The organism is Pedobacter sp. SYSU D00535 (assembly GCF_017355855.1).
Taxonomy (GTDB): Bacteria; Bacteroidota; Bacteroidia; order Sphingobacteriales; family Sphingobacteriaceae; genus Desertivirga.
Map to the genome: position 1 here is coordinate 173695 of NZ_JAFEWD010000012.1, position 16550 is coordinate 190244.

Below are 16550 nucleotides of genomic sequence, written 5' to 3' on the forward strand. Positions count from 1 at the left end.
ATATGATTCAGCTACATTCCTTTGTTTGCAACCCCTATCAGGAAAATACCTATCTATTGTATGACGAGACAAAAGAATGCGTAATCATAGATCCTGGGATATACACAGCAGCAGAGCAAAACGCGCTCACCCGATTCATATCAGAAGAAAAACTAAGACCGGTATTGCTGCTTAACACGCATTGCCATATTGACCACGTGTTAGGAAATAAGTTTGTTTTTGACAACTATGGCTTACTCCCACAATTTCATGAGGGCGAGCTCCCATTACTTACTGCGGTCCCATCCTATGCACCGGCTCAGGGTTTTCAATACGAGGTATCACCACTTCCTGAAAAATTCCTGCCCGAGAGCGGAACGGTGCGTTTTGGGGAAAGTGAGCTAGAGTTGATCTTTGCTCCCGGCCATTCCCCAGCTCACCTTTGTTTCTATGCCCCGGCTGCAAAATTTCTGATTGGTGGAGACGTTTTGTTTTATGGCAGCATCGGTCGGACAGATCTTCCTGGTGGTGATTTCAACCAGCTGATAAAAAATATTCGCGAAAAGCTATTTTCCCTGCCGGACGACGTTAAAGTTTATCCTGGTCACGGCAGAGAAACGACTATCGGATTTGAGAAGCAGTACAACCCATTTTTAAACAGATAAACCCGACTTGAACACCTCCTTCTACATAGCCAGGAGATATCTTTTCTCCAAGAAATCGGTGAATGCAATCAATTTCATTTCCGGTATTTCTATGCTTGGGGTATTTGTAGGAAGTGCCGCGCTCATCACCATCCTATCGGTCTTTAACGGCTTTGAAGGGGTTATCCTTTCCATGTACAATACCTTCACTCCTGAAATACGGATTGAACCTACTGAAGGAAAAAGCTTTGATGCGCGGGCCGTCCGGTTTATCCAGCTTAAAAAAGATGCACGGGTACAGAACTACACTGAGGTACTGCAGGAAAAAGCACTGATTCGCTATGGCGATGCGCAATATATAGGTACGCTGAAAGGAGTTTCCGAAGATTTTCTGAAGCGGCCGAAACTCGACAGTACCATTATGCAAGGTAGCTTTACCCTGAATGACGCTGGTACTCCGATGGCTGTTATTGGCTCTACCGCATCCCTTTATCTTACCGTAAACGTAAGCGACCCTTTTCGGGACCTTGAAATCTATTCTCCGAAAAAGGGAGCGGGCAATGCCATTAACCCGGCGGAAGAGTTTACGGTTAAAGCAATTCATCCAGCTGGCGTTTTTCAAATCCAGCAGCAGTTCGACGAGTCTGTTATCGTACCTATAAATTTTGCCAGAGAGCTGCTAGGGGAAGAACGAAATGTATCAGCCGTGGAGATCTACCTGAAACAGGGAGAATCGGTCGATGATTTTCAGGAGGAGCTGGAACAGACACTCGGCGCTGGTTTCACCATCAAAAACCGGGTGCAACAAAATGAACTGCTCTATAAAATTCTGAACTCAGAAAAATGGGCCATCTTTTTCATCCTTACCTTTGTGCTCATCATTGCGGTATTTAATATTATCGGCTCCTTAACCATGCTTGTTATCGACAAAAAGAAGGATATAGCTATTTTAAGCAGCGTTGGTGCAGACACTGGCCTCATCAGAAAGATATTCTTTATTGAGGGAATGATGATTGCTTTGATTGGCTGTATAGCGGGTCTTGCAGCAGGCTACTTGTTCTGCATCGCTCAGAAAGAATTTGGGTTTATAAAGATGGCAGAAGAAAACTTTATCACCGATGCTTATCCGGTAGCAATGAAGTGGACGGATTTTTTTCTCGTCTTTCTTACCGTAAGCTTTATCTCAAGTATTGCTTCTGCCATCTCATCAAGACTTAGTGTTAAAAGTCTCGCTGATATCAAGGCCGACCTATAAGTATTTGCCCTGCGATAGGTAATTTTTTACATAATCGCTCACGCCCTCTTCTAAAGTATGAAAGGGTTTGTGATAGCCGATGGCGTTCAACTTATCCATCTTGGCTTCTGTAAAGTACTGGTATTTATCCCGGATGTCTTCAGGAGTAGGGATAAAGCTGATTTTTGGCTCCTTTCCCAAGGCTTTAAAAGTGTTGGTCGCTAAATCTAAAAACGTGCGGGCTTTACCAGAACCGAGATTATAAATACCAGAATCCTTCCGGTGATGCATCAGGAAATAAAGAACTTCGGTTACATCTTTAACATAAACGAAGTCGCGCATTTGTTCACCGTCCTTAAAATTGGGATTGTGAGATTGGAAAAGCTTCATCTCCCCCGTCTTCATGATTTGGTTGTACGTATGGAAAACGACCGAAGCCATTCTGCCTTTATGGTACTCGTTGGGACCGTAAACATTGAAAAATTTTAGTCCTGCCCAGAAGAACGGCTGACGCTCCTGTTGTAAGGCCCATTTATCGAATTCATTTTTAGAATCGCCGTAAGGGTTTAAGGGCTTTAGCGCATTCAATTGTCCTTCATTATCTTCATAGCCTGCCTCACCCAACCCGTAAGTAGCGGCAGAAGAAGCATAAACAAGTGGCAGACCAAATTCGACGCAGGTATTCCAAACATCCTTAGAATAGTCCAGATTCAACTTTTTCAGCAATTCGTAATCGAACTCGGTAGTATCCGTCCGTGCTCCCAGGTGGAAAATAAACTGAACGTGCAGATGGTTCTCCCTTAGCCATCCTACAAACTGGTCACGCTCGATTAATTGCGCATATCTTTTGCCTTCAAAGTTCTTGTTCTGGGCTTCATCCGAGAAGTCGTCTACCAGCACCAGGTCGTAGTAACCCTCGGCGTTTAACTTCTGAATCAAACAACTGCCGATAAAACCTGCGGCACCCGTAATTATTATCATAGCTCTCTATCCCGCAAAGGGAAAATTATGTAAGAAAAATATGTTGATCAGAGGAGGGTATAACTCCCTTCTCCAGTGCTTTCTGGAAAAGGAGCTCTACAGCCTTCCTTCCTTCGGCGCCCAAATCTATTGAATATTTATTAACATAGAGATCGATGTGCTTATACATCACCTCTTCATCCATCGCCTGAGCATGAGAACGAATAAATTCGAGGCCCGACTTAGGATTGGCAAAGGCATACTCCACACTTTTTCGGAGAACGCGGTTTACCTTAAGCTGCACGTCCTTCGCTAATGAGCGCTTGATCACGATTCCCCCGAGAGGAATAGGGCAACCGGTAAGCTGTTCCCAAAACTCTCCAAGGTCAATAATTTTACGCAACCCTTTTTCCTGATAAGTAAAGCGGTTCTCATGAATGATGAGACCCAGATCAATTTCCTGATTTATCACTGCATCTTCAATGGTAGAGAAAAGCCGTTCTTCTTTATGTTTTGCATTCGGCAGAAAGAGACTCAATAGAAAATTAGCTGTCGTAAATTTGCCGGGTATACCGATTTTTAGCTCTGAAAGAATAGGGGCTAAATCTACCTTTTGGTAGGTACCCAATTCTGTTTCTCTTACCTCGCCTATATCTTCTGGCACAAATCCACTGATGTCTTTTCGGGAAATCAATAGCGGCCCAACTCCAAATCCTAAAGCGCTACCCGCATCAAGCAGAACGTAGTTATTGACAGCATAAGCAAAAGCGTGGAAGCTTAGCTTGGTGATGTCCAACTCATTTCTGAAGGCCTTCTGATTCAAGGTCTCCACGTCGTCGTAATACACCTCAAATTCCAAACCCTCCGTATCTATTTTATGATGAATCAGTGCATCAAAAATGAAGGTATCATTAGGACAGGGTGAAAAACCAAGAGACAGTTTCATAATATGTTGCTTACCAAATTGATTAATGTGCCATTTAAACTTTGAATTGCCAACGGAATGTTCCAGGCAGCCCTGTTCCGCCGCTCCACCCTGTTTGAAATTGCTCTCAGCTGGAGCGAGGGAACATTTAGGTGATGGCAGGCGTAGAAGAACGCTGCCCCTTCCATTGATTCGATGGAGGCATGGTATCTGTTCAGTGTTTTCTCTATGCTTGCCTCATGACCGTGAACCGTATTAACAGTAAGGGCATCCACGCCTCTTAGCTCGCCTAACATGGGCTTTAGGAAACCGGGCGTCTTCGAGCAAAAACTATTCTCTCCGAAACCAAGATCAGGAAGAGACAGGAAATCTTCCCCGTCTTCAGCTCCCAACTCAGCAAACGTATCTTTTTCTACCACTACCACCTCCCCAATTTTCAGTTCTGTAGAAAAAGCCCCTGCAATACCGGCATTAATGGCGAGATCAACCGGTTCATTCAGTCGGCCCATCGCAAATGAAGTTGCCACCATCCCCACTCCTGTAATTAAAACTCTTACATTAAGCTGATTTACATAAGCACTTCCTTCTTTAATCTTGTAGTGATCAAGAAAAGGTTGCACTTCAAAAGGGGTAGCTGCCACCAGCAATACATTCATTGGGCGAAGTTAAGCATTGCTAAAAACCAATTTATAATCTCAAGTAACACAAATAAGTATATTTGCACTTTATTAACAAGAAATGATTTACATCACCAGGAGAGAACAATTTAACGCCGCTCATAAATTGTTCAAAGAGGAATGGAGCAACGAGCAGAATCTGGAAGTTTTTGGAAAGTGCTCTAATCCTAATTGGCATGGCCATAATTACGAACTGTTTGTTACAGTAAAGGGAGAAGTTGATCCGCAAACAGGTTTTGTAATGGACCTGAAAATTTTGAAAGATATCATCCGGGAGCACATTACTGACAAACTCGACCACAAGAATATCAACCTGGACGTAGATTTTATGAAAGGCAAAATGGCCTCGACAGAAGTTCTCGCTATCGAGATCTTTAATCAGCTAAAAGCGCAGCTGGTGCCGTTTAATGTGGCTCTTCATAAGATTAAACTGGTTGAAACTGAAAATAATTTTGTTGAATACTATGGCGAGTAGCCGAGAAATATCATTCATTTAATGGACGAAAAACAAATCAATCACATGGCCGAAGAGAATGAACTGGATGGTTATGTTAAAATCGACAGATATAACCCGGCGAAAATAGAAAGCATCGCGTCCCACTACAGCCAGATACTTTCTGATCTGGGGGAAGATCCGTCTCGGGAAGGTTTATTAAAAACCCCGGAACGAGTTGCAAAGGCGTTACAGTATTTGACCCATGGTTATGACTTAAAGCCACATGAAATTCTTCGCAGTGCCATGTTCAAGGAAGAATACAGTCAGATGGTGGTTGTGAAGGACATTGAAGTTTATTCGATGTGCGAGCACCATATGTTACCTTTCCTGGGGAAAGCGCACGTTGCCTACATCCCTAATGGACACATTGTAGGTTTAAGTAAAATCCCAAGAGTAGTAGAAGCTTACTCGCGTCGGCTTCAGGTACAGGAGCGGTTAACGAACGAGATTCGGGATTGTATCCAGGAGACACTGAATCCACTGGGAGTTGCAGTGGTTATTGAATGCAGGCACCTTTGCATGTCCATGAGAGGGATTCAAAAACAGAACTCGGTTACTACTACCTCTGCCTTTACGGGCGCATTCGAGATCGAAAAAACCAGGGCTGAATTTTTACGTCTTATAACAGCCCGTCTAGATTAATTAAAAACCAATTTTTATATTTTCCTTTACAGGATGAAAGCATACATATTTCCAGGCCAAGGGGCTCAATTTCCAGGAATGGGAAAAGACCTTTACGAACAATCAGAGAGAGCAAAAGAATTATTCGAAAAAGCAAACGAAATACTAGGTTTCAGAATAACTGACATCATGTTCAATGGGACAGATGAAGATCTAAAACAAACCAGGGTTACGCAACCTGCTATATTTCTTCACTCTGTTATTCTTGCTGATTCACTTGGTGCCTATTTCACGCCAGCCATGGTAGCAGGTCATTCATTGGGCGAATTTTCTGCTCTTGTAGCAGCAGGAGCCCTTTCGTTCGAAGACGGCTTGAGACTGGTAGCTGCCCGCGCGAACGCTATGCAAAAAGCCTGCGAAATTCAGCCGTCAACTATGGCGGCAATTTTAGGACTGGACGACTACACGGTGGAAGAAGTATGTGATATGGTGAGCGAAGTTGTTGTTCCGGCCAACTATAACTGCCCGGGTCAATTGGTTATTTCGGGCAGTATTGAAGGCGTTGACAAAGCCTGTGCCTTACTAACAGAAAGAGGAGCAAAAAGGGCTCTTAAACTAAATGTTAGCGGAGCTTTTCATTCTCCTTTGATGGAAGCAGCAAGGGCTGAACTCGAAGCTGCTATTTCCACTACAACTGTCAATCCACCCGTTTGCCCGGTTTACCAGAACATTGATGCAAAACCCTATACCGACCCCGAGAGCATTAAGAAAAACTTAATTTCTCAACTGACCGGAGCAGTGCGCTGGACACAAACCGTGAAAAAGATGCTTGAAGATGGAGCAACTTCGTTTATTGAGGTTGGGCCAGGCAATGTGCTCCAGGGACTGGTAAAAAAAGTGGACCGTTCGGTGGAGACTTCAAGCGCCTCTGCAAGTTAACATCTTATTTTTTAGAGACAGAATTAACACACGATTCTGTCTCTTCCAATGATATTTTACCTAAAAACCCCTGCTTTCGTGAGTGCCACCTTCAAAATAAGGCTTCTGTTGTTCCTGCTTACCGTAAGTTTTGCCGCTACGGCACTTACGATAAATTTCACGTTCGACAAAACTGAAATTCTTGAATTCGATGCCACCACGATCGAACGGAACCTGCACAAGAAAGAAAAATTTGTGCACAAATATCTCCGAAATGCCAATAACTTCAAGGCTCTAAAAACTATTCATGATAATCCTGCCCTTGCTACTGAGCTGATTTATAACTTCCGGGATAAAAGGAACTTGGTACTCAATACCTACCATCATAAAAAGCTGACATTTTGGGGAGGGATCAAGTTTGCCCCCAGCACTGACGCTGGGATTAAAGAGGGCTCCAGCCTGCTTAAGTCAGATAACGGGTGGTACGAGGCTATAAAAAAAACAGAGGGAGATTTTTCAGTAGTATGCTTTATTCCCATCAAATCCGACTACCGGTTTCAGAATAAGCATCTTAAAAATAATTTCTCGTCGGATCTGGTTACTGAAAACAATGTTGACATTGCTGAATTTGGCGACAAGGAAGTGTACGACATTAAAAATTCGGCCGGCAAATATCTTTTTTCGGTTAAACTGAAGTCGGCTGTCACCAACACTTTCTATTCTAAATTAGAGCTCTGGATGTGGTTGCTCGCGGCCTTCTTTGCAACAATTTTTGTCAACTATCTGGCCATCTCTGTTGCAAACAAAGGCTATGTTAAAAGTGCGATCGGCCTTTTCTTCTTTTACTTTCTCCTCATCAGGATACTTACCTTGGAGTTTTCCTGGCTCGATACCTATTTTGATGTTCCTGTTTTCGATGAGAAATATTACTCGGGGAGCTACTTCTTCCCAACCCTGGGAGACTTCCTCTTGAATGCGATAATGGTTTCATGGTTTCTCAGCTTCATCTTCAGCTATCGGTACGAAATCAGGATTTCTTCGACACCACTGACGAAGCAAGCTTCAATCGCCATTTTTGCTCTGCTCGGTGTAATCATCTATCTGGTAGCTCATCAGCACAACGATATTTTCCATAGCCTGGTTACCAGATCCAACATCAATTTCGATGTGACGAACGTTATTTATCTCGATGCACACAGCTGGCTGGGAATAATGCTGATGTGTGTTGCGATTTTCAATATCTACCTGCTAATCGAAATTGCCTTCGTTGTCGGCGAAAGCCTTTCTTTGAATAACAAAGAACGTTTAGTAATCTTCATTAGCGGGATTCTGGTAATACTAACCTCGCAGGTGATATTTAATCAGTTCAGCATCTACCTGCTTCTGTTTGCCGTGATAATATTTTTACGAGGATGGGCTTTCTATAACAAAAACCATAGCTACAAACTGATCATCTTTCTTTTTACAGTACTGCTGTTCGCCATTATCTCCTCGATAAAGCTGTCGGCCTTCCAGTTTACGAAGGAAAGAGAGCTGCGAAAAGACATAGCGCACAAACTGGAGTCAGCGGATGATCCGAATGCAGTACTATTATTCTTTTCGCTGGAGCAAGACCTGCTGAAGGATGAAATGATTCAAGAATACTTCGGAGAGCAGAAGACGGATAAAGAAGCTCTCCATGGCAAACTCCGAAAGCTGTACTTCGATGGCTACCTCTCCAGGTACGACTTTGACATCTACACCAGTTGGCCCGGCTATGGCGTCTCGACATCGGACAGTGCGGCCATCGAATCCTTGAAAAAAGAGGTGATTGACAGTTCCATTAAAGTGTCAGAATACTTTTACCGTGAAAATAATACGTTTGGCTCTCAAAGCTACTTTGCTCTTATACCTGTTAGAAACAACGGCGAGAATCTTGGCACGCTAGCTATTAGGCTCGAGTCTAAAACATTTAAGGAGGTAGGTTCATTTCCAGAAGTGCTGGCAGATGGCAAGATCAACACGGACGAAGAACTTAACAGCTATTCCTTTGCCTTCTATAGCAACAACAAGCTGGTGAACCAAAGCGGCGAGTACATTTACAACCTGGTAAACGACGATTTTAAAGGCACCCCCAGAGAATTTATCTTTAAAGAGAAAAACGGTTACAGCCACATCATCTATCAATCCACATCCCGAAAGGTAATTGTGGTAAGTAAGCCTATCATCACTTGGGTGATGCAACTTGCTTCCGTATCTTTTCTGTTCCTGGTGATGCTCACCTTCTCCCTGCTCGTTATCTCTATCTACCAGATTTGGGTTATTTTCCATGACGATAATTTCAGGCGACATGGTTATCAGTGGAGTTACCTTATCTCGCGAAATAGGATATTGTACAAAACCCGTATCCAGGCCTCACTCGTTGCGGCGATAGTGCTAACCTTACTTATTGTGGGCGTGATCACCTATATCAGCATCAGCGAGCAGTTCAAGAAACAGCAGGAACAGGAGCTGATCGAGCAGATCAATCTGATCCAGAATGGACTCGAGAAGAACAACATGTTTAATGATGGCAAACTCATCGCCAATGAACAAACACTGCATGCTTTCGCCAATTTAAATGCAACGGACCTTAATCTTTACGACGTAAGTGGAAAGCTGATCTTCAGTACCCAACCCAACATCTACGACTATGGCTTCCTGGAGCCACTGATGAATTCCCTCGCTTATGTTTTTATTGACGGATATCAACGATCGGAGTATTTGAACAATGAGCAAATTGGGAAAATGGGATTTATTTCTGCGTATAAGGCAATCAGGAACGACCACAACGAGACCATCGCCTACCTTGGGCTTCCTTATTATTCAAATGAGGCCGATTACGATATGCGGGTGGGATCTTACCTAAATACCTTAATAAATGTTTACGCCCTGGTATTAGTGGTAATTGCCTTTTTCGCCATCTTCCTTGCCAACGAGATTACTTATCCCCTGACGCTGGTAGGGAAAAGCCTCGGGGAAATCAAGATTGGGACTAAAAATGAACCGATCCAATGGAAAAGCAATGACGAGATCGGTGGTTTGATTCAGGAGTATAACAACATGATTCTTGCTTTGGAAGACAGTGCCCAAAAGCTAGCCCGCTCGGAACGGGAATCAGCCTGGAGGGAAATGGCCAAGCAAGTGGCCCACGAGATTAAAAACCCGCTTACTCCATTAAAACTGGGGGTCCAACTGCTAGAGAAGTCCTGGAAAGAAAAGGACCCTAATTTTGACAAGAAATTTGAGAAGTTTAGTAAGTCGTTTATAGAACAGATAGAAAGTTTGTCGCTAATCGCCTCCGAGTTCTCCAACTTTGCCAAAATGCCTGACACCCCGTTTGAGAATATCAACCTTCCCGAGATTATTGAAAAATCAATTGAGGTTTATCGGAATGTAGAGGATTTGAATATAAGTTTCAAGAACTTGGCTGGCGAGGATGTAATTGTTAAAGGAGGTAAAGACCACTTACTTCGGATCTTCAACAACTTATTAAAAAACGCTTCCGAAGCCATCCCCGACTATCGTAAGGGCAACATAGAAATTACTCTTCAGCTAACTGGAAAGAACATACTTATCGAACTGAAAGACAATGGAAAAGGAATTCCACCGGAACTGCGAGACAGAATTTTCAACCCCAACTTCACCACAAAGAGTTCAGGAACAGGGCTGGGTCTGGCGTTCGTGAAGCAAGCTGTTGAAAATATGTTTGGAACGATTCGGTTTGAAACGGAACAGAATAAAGGAACCACCTTCTATATTTTACTTCCTTTAGCAGGATAGCGATTGCCGGCTTAACTAGAGTTGGCCGGCAAGAACACTTCTTGTTATTGATATCGATCTGCGTATCCAAATACTTTTTGCAGCAAGCTGGTATTACGGGCAGAAATACTTTGTCTGATCCGCAATTCCTCTTGGGCAATTTCGTGAAAGAGACCGCTTATGGCCATTTGAGTAACATACGAAGAGAGATCCGGATTAATGTCCGAAACAAGGGGAATTTGGTTGTACCGCGTGATGGCATCGTTCCAATACCTCGTTGCTCCTACCTGACCGAGACTCTGCTGAATCACAGGCCGGAATTTTGACTCTAGTTGTTCGCTAGTAACTCTTCGAAAGTACTGTGTGGCTGCGTCACTTTGCCTTCCCAATAGAATATTGCTAGCGTCGGCTATCGTCATTTGTTTAATAGCACTAATAAAAATTGGTTTTGCTTCGCGAGCCGCTTCTTCTGCTGCCCTGTTAATACTTAGAATAACATTATCCGCTAGTTGATTCAGGCCTAAACTACGAAGTGCACGCTCTGCCTTTTGTGCCTCTGGAGGAAAAAGAATTTTTATAGCGGCATTTCCGAAAAAACCATTTTTTTCCGAAAGACGATCCGCACTGTAAGTCGTACCATACTCCAGCGCTTGTTTCAAACCCATTGCTATCTCCGCCTGTGTAGGCGTCCCGGTACTTTGCGTTAATATCTGCGCTGTCTGGTTTAGCGTTTCGCAGCCAGTAATAACTAACGCGAAAATTGCCCCTAAAAATAAGCTTAGCTTCTTCATGTCTCTGTGGTGTGCGTGTTTCAATTAGAGCAACTAAAGTTCAATAAAGTTTAACATCTATAGCTCCTAAATGTCCAATATCAAGATGCAAATGGACGTAGAGCCGGCCGATTTGGCTTTTGCGATAACAAATAAGCTGAAAAAAAGTTAAACCAGAGCTAGCCATGACACCAAAATATCATCAAAAATTGTGAGATTTACGGAAACTCTGCATCACAATAGCAGTGATTTAAAAGACCGCAAATACATTGAAGTTTATTAAACATAAAAATACCTCGACCGCTACGGATGCAGATTTGCTTGATCAATACAAGAAAACAGGCGATCTGGAGATATTGGGTTGTCTGTATGAAAGGTATATGCCTTTGCTTTATGGTCTTTGTCTCAAGTACTATAAGGACGAAGATAAAAGCAAAGACGCAGTAATGCAGATATTCGAGCAATTAATCACGAAACTGCGCATTCATGAGGTGGGAAATTTCAAGAGTTGGCTCTACACTTTGGCCCGGAACTTTTGCTTGATGGATCTTCGATCCCTACAGAAGCATGAATTTGTGAATATTGAAGAGAACGGTGTGGAAAAACCGCTTTTCGATCATCAAGAGAATGACGAGTTGAAAGAAAAGCAACTAAGCAGCATGAGTAAATGCATGGAGAAGCTTCCCCATGAACAACGTATTACCATTGATCTGTTTTATCTACAGCAAAAGTGCTACAAAGAGGTTGCAGAAATTACAGGCTTTGATGCGAACAAAGTGAAAAGTTACATCCAAAATGGCAAGCGTAACTTAAAAATATGTATGGAGAAAAATCGTGGAAACGAATAAACTGAACTATAGCATCATTCAGCAATACCTGGAAGGCAAGCTGAGTGAAAAAGAAATGCATGAACTGGAGCGCCAGGCTTTAGACGATCCCTTTTTGGCTGATGCCCTGGAAGGATATTCTGTGAGCACGTCAGCCGCTAAGCACCTAAGTCTGCTACAACGACAATTGGAAGAGCGGGTGGCGCAACAGGAAGAAAACAAAAACCAGTTTTTCTTCTCCTGGCAACGCGTCAGCATAGCAGCCGCAGCAACATTACTGTTTATCGCAGCAAGTATCCTGTTTTGGATGAAAGGTACAGGCAGCAAGGAAAATCATTCCGAACAGCAAAATGTAGAAGTGAAGCTTAGTACATTCAACAATCTTAAGATTGTTAGCAGCACCGGCAATGCCCAGCCGCAACGCGGATGGAAAGACTACCAGCAATATTTAAATATTAACTTGACGGAAAAGGCAGCCGCACCATCAAGCCAGTCGATAGTTGTAGGAGTATATTTGGATCGCAAGGGGGCGATTGAAAATGTAAAACTTTTGAGCGGCCCCTCGTCGAAAAGAAGTGATGAAGCAATCAGGCTAATTAAGGAAGGGCCCGAATGGACGGCAAGTCAACTTCCTACAGAAGTAAAGCTGAAATTGGAATTGAAATAAAAAAAGGCCGCTTTCATTACTGAAGCAGCCTTTTCATCTAAAATAGTTTATAGCCCAAGCTAAAATGCCAAAGGTTTTGCTTTTGATCATACTGGCCGCTTTTACTAATATTGCTTAGCCCTTTTTCAAAACGCAGGTCGACTGCCAGGTTGCCTAAGTCCACGCCTGCACCGAGCTGGGCACCTATAGTTTGGTCACGGTAACCCCGAAAGTCGGTAGCAGCTTTTTCCACATCCTCTTTCAACAAAAAAGAAAAGATCGGCCCCGCCATAAAGCGGATGTTGAAATTATTCGTCCCGATTTTATTGCCCACAAGCACCGGCACGTCAAGAGTGGTAAAATTTACCTTGCCGCTGAAATTCTGATCTTCTTGCTCAAATTTACCACCTTTACTTCCAAGGTAGGCCTCCGGTTGTACATAGAATCCCAAGCCCCCAATGCGTGCCCAAACACCGGCCTGATAACCAAGGCGATTTTCAGAAGAAGCAACGTCACCTTTGAGGCTGGCCAGATTCGCTCCGGCCTTGATTCCCAGATCAAATGATGGTAGCTGGGCATGAGCTATGAAAATTGTCAATAGCAGCATGCTGGTTAAGAACAAATGTTTTTTCATGATATTCATTTTTAAGTTTTAAGTACCAACTGTGTGTCAGTTTCAACAACACAAGTAGTTTAAAAAAGTTGCCAAACTTACACAGAATCCTTTCTACAACAAGACGCGAAAATTTATACTTTTGTCGCAAAAAATTTTATGGCAGAGATCAGCATCAGCAAAGAAGACTGGGAAAGACTAAAGCTAAAAGTAAGACGAAAGTACCGAGAGCTTAGTGAGGAAGATTTAGCCTACGAGCCCGGACAGGAAGAGCAGCTTATCCAACACTTAATGTCTCGCCTTCGTCGAAGCCGCGAATATGTTGTTTTTACATTGAAAAAGGGCCTAGTCAACATTGATAATAACAGACTTTAAAAGCTCCGCTTCGGAGCTTTATTTCTATACCAAAAACCCCAACCTTTTTTCCCTTCTCCGTCGTAATAATATTGATAACATGTTGTAAATTACACTGCAGATATTAAATTTATATCTCGTACGCTATCTTAATTTGATACGTTTACAAAATGAAAAACTGACGATATGGTGAAGCTGAAATCAAATGTTAAAAAAATAGTACTAGGTGTTTCAATAAGTGCAGGGCTAATTTCTTTCACGTATAAAGAGGACCTGTTCCAAACATCTAAAAACTTAGACATCTTCGCTTCATTATACAAAGAGCTTAATATTAATTATGTTGACGAAGTAAACTCTTCAAAAATTATGAAGACCGGCATAGATGCTATGCTGGAAAGCCTGGACCCGTATACGGAGTTCGTTCCTGAATCAGAGATCGAAGACTACAGGATGAAGTACGTTAGCACGCAGTATGGCGGTATCGGAACCAGTATTCAAAACCGGGGAGGTAGATTTTTCGTTGCGGATACTTTTGAGGGTTTTCCGGCTCAAAAGGCAGACATAAGAGCAGGCGACGAACTGATAGCGATCAATGACGTTTCTTTAAGCGGAAAAATATATGAGCAGGTTAGCTCCCTGCTCAAGGGGCCGAAGGGCACTCCTGTTAAAATTCTTATTAAAAGGAACAATGAGTCTAGCGCCCTGGAGAAGAACATCATTCGGGAAGAAATAAGTCAGCCCAACGTTAGCTATGCCGGCATGCTGGAGCACAATGTTGGGTACATCAAACTCGATAAATTTCTTGAAAGTTCTGCCGAGGAAGTGAAGACGGCACTAACAAATATTCAAAGAAATAATCCTGCCGGCCTGGTACTCGACCTTCGCTCCAATGGGGGAGGGATACTTCAGGAAGCCGTTAAAATCGTTAATTTTTTTGTCGAAGCAAACACAACGGTGGTAGCCCAAAAAGGGCGTAACCGGGAGAAGACCATTACCTACCGTACTATCAATGCCCCTTTGGCACCAAACCTTCCTCTGGTTGTGCTGATAAACAACCGTTCAGCTTCAGCGGCCGAAATTGTAGCAGGTTCACTACAGGACCTGGATCGTGCTGTGGTAATTGGACAACGAAGCTTCGGAAAGGGATTGGTACAACAGACCTTCAACCTTCCTTACAACAGCCTCGTTAAGGTCACCGTGGCAAAATATTACACGCCTTCAGGACGATGCATCCAGGCCTTAGACTATACGCACAGGAATAATGAGGGTGGGGTTGAGAAAGTAGCTGACTCTCTGATCACTGAATATAAGACCAAGGCTGGTCGCTCTGTATACGACGGAAGTGGAGTTTACCCTGACTTGTTTGTAAAACCTTTCAGGTACAGTAGTATTTCTCAAACCTTGGTTAACCGCTACCTCATTTTTGACTTTGCTACAGAGTATGTGAAAACCCACCCTACTGTAGGAGAGGCTAAGTCGTTCAAACTGTCTGAGGCTGATTACAGCAATTTCGTCAACTACTTATCCGACAAAGATTACAATTACAGCACGCGGACCGAAAGAATACTGAACGAACTTAAATCTGAAGCAGAGAAGGAAAACAAACTAGCTGAAGTGAAGGCAGAATTTGACGCATTTAAAAGCAAGCTTTCTGTGAGTAAAAAGAATGATTTGAGTCAGTTTAAAGATGAAATTCGTCGGATCTTGGAGAATGAAATTGCCGGACGGTACTACTTCCAAAAGGGCCGCATTGAGCACGGATTCCAGTATGACGAAGATATTAAAACGGCTTACAAAGTTTTGGGCAATAAAAATCTGCTAGCTTCCATCTTACAGGGAAGCGGAAACTACAAATCGATTGGCAAGCCGGGTGATGGTTATTCAGCAAGTATTGGGGAGAATTAAAAAATTAGTGGCCCTCCTGCAGAATGTCGTCAAACATTCCATAAGAGACCGGTTTGGGATAGAAGCCTTTTACACATGAATAAAGTTTTGCGCGCTCCTTATCGTTGGGATCAATAGAGGATGTAACAATATATACAGAGGTTTTGCAGCCCTTTAGGGCGATAATATTGTTGAACACATCGAGAAAACTCCAGCCGTTCAACTCAGGCATGTTTAAATCAAGCAAAATAACGTCGGGAAGCTCTTTTGATGCGTAGTAATCGTCCATCAGATCCACCAACGCGTTCACAGGATTTGTATACGATTTAAAACTCTTAAATGCACTTCTCTTTCTGATGTATATCTCAGTTATTTTGTGATGAAGCGGATCGTCGTCAATAATTATCGCGTCTAACATTTTATTAGGATTGAAACACGACAACAAATAGATTGTTTTTGTTGTGTATTCCATTTATGTCTCTCCCCTTAACTAAAAACCTCTGATACCAAGGGCTGCATTGCTTACTTTATAAGGATAACAAACTAATATCCCTAGTCATCGTGCCCAATTGAGGCTGTATCCGTTTTCGAAGTGATCCCAACCTTCAGGATTACGACTGCGGCGCTGGGAACCTTTTCTTAAGCATACGAAGCTGTACGAGGGGTAACAACTTTTAATTTCAACTTTAATTTGAACCAATGCTCCCCGCTCGAAAAATTAAGTAAGAGGGTAAGGAGGTGATGTGGGAGAGTCTGGACAATAAATGAAGCTTTTATTCTAGGATACAAGGTGTTAAAAACAACACTTTTATTTTAACAAGGAAAGCTAGTAAAGGTACTGGGAGGCAGATTGACCTTGCCTGATAACAAGGCAAGCATTTAAACGGCTAGCTAAAGTTCTGAAAAAGCAAAAGCCGCTGATGAACAACGGCTTTTGTCGGGATGGCCGGATTTGAACCGACGACCTCCAGCACCCCATGCTGGCGCGATACCGGGCTACGCTACATCCCGCGGTGTTAACAAAACTTGTTAACGTCGCAAATATAAAAATGTTGATTAAATAGCGCTAGGAAAATTTTTATAGCTGTAAAATGCACGATCGGCCGCCAATAGAATAGGCAATAAAAAAGAGGCCGTCTCACAAGTCAATTGTGAGGCGGTTTCATTTTTTAGGACGATCTGTGGAGCTTTATATTATTTAGGGGAAAGGGTTGGCTTTTAT

The 16550-nt window shown here is 42.9% G+C and carries 16 protein-coding genes and 1 tRNA gene; 10 read left to right on the forward strand and 7 right to left on the reverse strand.

Annotation, left to right across the window (positions count from 1 at the left end; translation table 11 throughout):
* Positions 1–2: 2 nt before the first annotated feature.
* Both J4N23_RS18560 and J4N23_RS18565 read left to right on the forward strand, forming a co-directional pair.
* Complete coding sequence (locus J4N23_RS18560) at positions 3–644, forward strand: MBL fold metallo-hydrolase (protein ID WP_207429332.1); 642 nt, start codon at positions 3–5, stop codon at positions 642–644.
* A gap of 7 nt (positions 645–651) precedes the next feature.
* A complete protein-coding gene (locus tag J4N23_RS18565; protein WP_207429333.1) occupies positions 652–1878 on the forward strand; it encodes an FtsX-like permease family protein in 1227 nt (408 codons plus the stop codon).
* Here J4N23_RS18565 and rfaD read toward each other — a convergent pair.
* From rfaD to mqnB, 3 genes are read right to left on the reverse strand one after another with little or no spacing between them, the layout of a single operon-like run.
* On the reverse strand, positions 1873–2838 hold the full coding sequence (gene rfaD / locus J4N23_RS18570) for an ADP-glyceromanno-heptose 6-epimerase (RefSeq protein WP_207429334.1): 966 nt from the start codon (positions 2836–2838) through the stop codon (positions 1873–1875). The genes J4N23_RS18565 and rfaD overlap by 6 nt on opposite strands.
* 25 nt (positions 2839–2863) lie before the next feature.
* Positions 2864–3763 carry a menaquinone biosynthesis family protein gene (locus J4N23_RS18575; RefSeq protein WP_207429335.1) on the reverse strand — a complete coding sequence of 300 codons (900 nt, stop codon included), beginning with the start codon at positions 3761–3763 and terminating at the stop codon, positions 2864–2866.
* Entirely contained in the window at positions 3760–4398 is a 639-nt protein-coding gene (gene mqnB, locus J4N23_RS18580; RefSeq protein ID WP_207429336.1) for a futalosine hydrolase, read from the reverse strand. The genes J4N23_RS18575 and mqnB overlap by 4 nt, the downstream gene beginning before the upstream one ends.
* Before the next feature lie 82 nt (positions 4399–4480).
* On the opposite strand from mqnB, the gene J4N23_RS18585 reads away from it, so the two are divergent.
* Genes J4N23_RS18585 through J4N23_RS18600 form a run of 4 tightly spaced genes read left to right on the forward strand, consistent with a single transcriptional unit; the run spans position 4481 to position 10255 of the window.
* Entirely contained in the window at positions 4481–4894 is a 414-nt protein-coding gene (locus J4N23_RS18585) for a 6-carboxytetrahydropterin synthase (RefSeq protein WP_207429337.1), read from the forward strand.
* Positions 4895–4915: 21 nt separating this feature from the next.
* On the forward strand, positions 4916–5557 hold the full coding sequence (gene folE, locus J4N23_RS18590; protein WP_207429338.1) for a GTP cyclohydrolase I FolE: 642 nt from the start codon (positions 4916–4918) through the stop codon (positions 5555–5557).
* 33 nt (positions 5558–5590) lie between these two features.
* Positions 5591–6475 carry an ACP S-malonyltransferase gene (gene fabD / locus J4N23_RS18595; protein ID WP_207429339.1) on the forward strand — a complete coding sequence of 295 codons (885 nt, stop codon included), beginning with the start codon at positions 5591–5593 and terminating at the stop codon, positions 6473–6475.
* 48 nt (positions 6476–6523) lie between these two features.
* Complete coding sequence (locus tag J4N23_RS18600) at positions 6524–10255, forward strand: ATP-binding protein (RefSeq protein WP_207429340.1); 3732 nt, start codon at positions 6524–6526, stop codon at positions 10253–10255.
* A 44-nt stretch (positions 10256–10299) separates the two neighbouring features.
* Here J4N23_RS18600 and J4N23_RS18605 read toward each other — a convergent pair whose 3' ends face one another.
* Positions 10300–11025: a DUF4197 domain-containing protein gene (locus J4N23_RS18605; RefSeq protein WP_207429341.1), complete on the reverse strand. Its 726-nt coding sequence runs from the start codon at positions 11023–11025 to the stop codon at positions 10300–10302.
* Positions 11026–11273: 248 nt separating this feature from the next.
* Here J4N23_RS18605 and J4N23_RS18610 point away from each other — a divergent pair, with 248 nt between their 5' ends.
* Both J4N23_RS18610 and J4N23_RS18615 read left to right on the forward strand, forming a co-directional pair.
* A complete protein-coding gene (locus J4N23_RS18610; RefSeq protein WP_207429342.1) occupies positions 11274–11852 on the forward strand; it encodes an RNA polymerase sigma factor in 579 nt (192 codons plus the stop codon).
* Positions 11839–12498: a hypothetical protein gene (locus J4N23_RS18615; protein WP_207429343.1), complete on the forward strand. Its 660-nt coding sequence runs from the start codon at positions 11839–11841 to the stop codon at positions 12496–12498. The genes J4N23_RS18610 and J4N23_RS18615 overlap by 14 nt, the downstream gene beginning before the upstream one ends.
* A gap of 37 nt (positions 12499–12535) precedes the next feature.
* On the opposite strand, the gene J4N23_RS18620 is transcribed toward J4N23_RS18615, so the two are convergent.
* Positions 12536–13111 (reverse strand): porin family protein, encoded by a 576-nt coding sequence (locus J4N23_RS18620; RefSeq protein WP_207429344.1) that lies wholly within the window; start codon positions 13109–13111, stop codon positions 12536–12538.
* Positions 13112–13249: 138 nt separating this feature from the next.
* On the opposite strand from J4N23_RS18620, the gene J4N23_RS18625 reads away from it, so the two are divergent.
* Positions 13250–13465 (forward strand): hypothetical protein, encoded by a 216-nt coding sequence (locus J4N23_RS18625; RefSeq protein ID WP_207429345.1) that lies wholly within the window; start codon positions 13250–13252, stop codon positions 13463–13465.
* 165 nt (positions 13466–13630) lie between these two features.
* The gene (locus tag J4N23_RS18630; protein WP_207429346.1) at positions 13631–15349 is read left to right on the forward strand and encodes a S41 family peptidase; all 1719 of its coding nucleotides are present in this window, start codon (positions 13631–13633) and stop codon (positions 15347–15349) included.
* A gap of 4 nt (positions 15350–15353) precedes the next feature.
* Here J4N23_RS18630 and J4N23_RS18635 read toward each other — a convergent pair whose 3' ends face one another.
* Together J4N23_RS18635 and J4N23_RS18640 are read right to left on the reverse strand one after the other, a co-directional pair.
* Positions 15354–15746, reverse strand: a complete 393-nt coding sequence (locus J4N23_RS18635; protein WP_207429347.1) for a response regulator — start codon at positions 15744–15746, stop codon at positions 15354–15356.
* Between the two features lie 519 nt (positions 15747–16265).
* Positions 16266–16339, reverse strand: a tRNA-Pro gene (locus tag J4N23_RS18640).
* Positions 16340–16550: the final 211 nt, after the last annotated feature.